General features: G+C 50.2%; 2 protein-coding genes. Both read right to left on the bottom strand.

The features are described 5' to 3' along the window. On the bottom strand, nt 1-63 hold a 63-nt coding region (locus AVJ20_RS19030), incomplete at its 3' end, for a DUF2256 domain-containing protein (RefSeq protein ID WP_162689813.1). A gap of 3 nt (nt 64-66) precedes the next feature. After that, the coding region (locus AVJ20_RS17860; protein WP_111886139.1) for a cryptochrome/photolyase family protein at nt 67-1,567 on the bottom strand (1,501 nt) is incomplete at its 5' end.

The raw sequence follows: 1,567 nt of genomic DNA, 5'->3' as shown, positions 1-1,567 counted from the left end.
GCGCCAAGTAAAAGGGCGCAAGCAGTGAATACATATTTTTTCAGGGAGATGCTGTTTTTTCATCGTTTATAACTCATTGATCCGGCTAAGAAGCTGCTGGGCATGGCTGATGATCTGCTGCCGATCTTTCAGTTTGTCCAGCTGCCGATAGATCATGCCCATACGTGGATGGGTACGGAATATCGCTTCATGCCGGATCATGAAATACCAGTACAGGCTGTTGAACGGACAGCTGTCTGGCTCGGTACGGGTTTTGACATTGTAGCTACAGTGTTTGCAGTAATCAGACATCTTATGGATGTAATTGCCCGAAGCCGCATAGGGTTTGCTGGCTATCAAGCCGCCATCGGCATGCATTACCATGCCCAGTGTGTTCGGTAGTTCTACCCATTCATAGGCGTCGGCATAGACTGCCAGATACCACTCGCTGATCTGCTGCGGGTCTACACCAGTTAATAAGGCAAAATTTCCAGTCACCATCAAACGCTGAATATGATGTGCATACGCATGCTGAAAAGTATTACGGAAACACTCAGCCATGCAGTTCATCTGAGTGCGGCCAGTCCAGTAAAATTGTGGCAACGGTGTTGAGTACTGTAGCGCATTGCGGCTGGCATACTCCGGCATGTACAGCCAGTAAATTCCGCGGACATATTCGCGCCAGCCGAGGATCTGCCTGATAAAACCTTCCACTGCATTCAGTGGTGCATGACCGTCATGGTAGGCAGCTTCTGCCGCATCACAAACTTCTTTGGGCAGTAACAGACCACAATTTAGATAAGGCGAGAGCAGGCTGTGAAACAGCATGTCTGCACCCTGAGCCATGGCATCCTGATAGTCTCCAAAATGCGGCAAACTGTGAGTAATGAAATGCTCCATTGCAAGCAGAGCATTGCTACGTGTGGTGGCCCAGCGGAAGTTGTCAAGGCTGCCAGCGTGAAGTGGAAACTCGCGCTCAACCAGCTTAAGTACATCCAGATCAATCTGATCGCGTTCAAAATGAAGTGTTGGAGGCAATGGTGGAGTGCCTGACCATGTCTTGCGATTGGCGCTGTCATAGTTCCACTGTTGTCCAAGCGGTTGCTGTCTTTGCATCAAGTAACCAGTCTGTTTACGCATTTCCCGGTAAAAATATTCCATACGCAGAGTCTGGTAGTGATTGGCCCAATGCTGGAACTGCTCTGGACTACAGAAAAAACGATCGTCATCCAGACACTGTACCGGCAGTTGCAACTGCTGGCTCCAGTGCTGTTCAATCTGCTGCTGCAGGCGGTATTCCCCGCATCGGGTCATTACCAATTCTGTGACGGGGAACAGCAGTTGCTGTGCCTGTACGAAATCCAGCAGGCTACGAATCGGACTGCCGAACTGAAAAGCATGGTAACGTACACGCCAGCCTTCCGCTTTGAGCTCTTTGGCAAAATGCCGCATCGCGCTAAAAATCAGAGCAATTTTCTGCGGATGATGGGCGACATAAGTCGCTTCCTCAACCACTTCGGCCATCAGGATCACATCCCGGGTACGGTCCAGCGCTTTAAGCGTAGCGAGCTGATGATGAAGCTGGTCA

This window comes from Acinetobacter sp. CFCC 11171, from assembly GCF_003268405.1.
Taxonomy (GTDB): Bacteria; Pseudomonadota; Gammaproteobacteria; order Pseudomonadales; family Moraxellaceae; genus Acinetobacter; species Acinetobacter amyesii.
The sequence above is the reverse complement of the archived record's forward strand: the minus strand, read 5'-3'. Positions and strand labels throughout refer to the sequence as shown.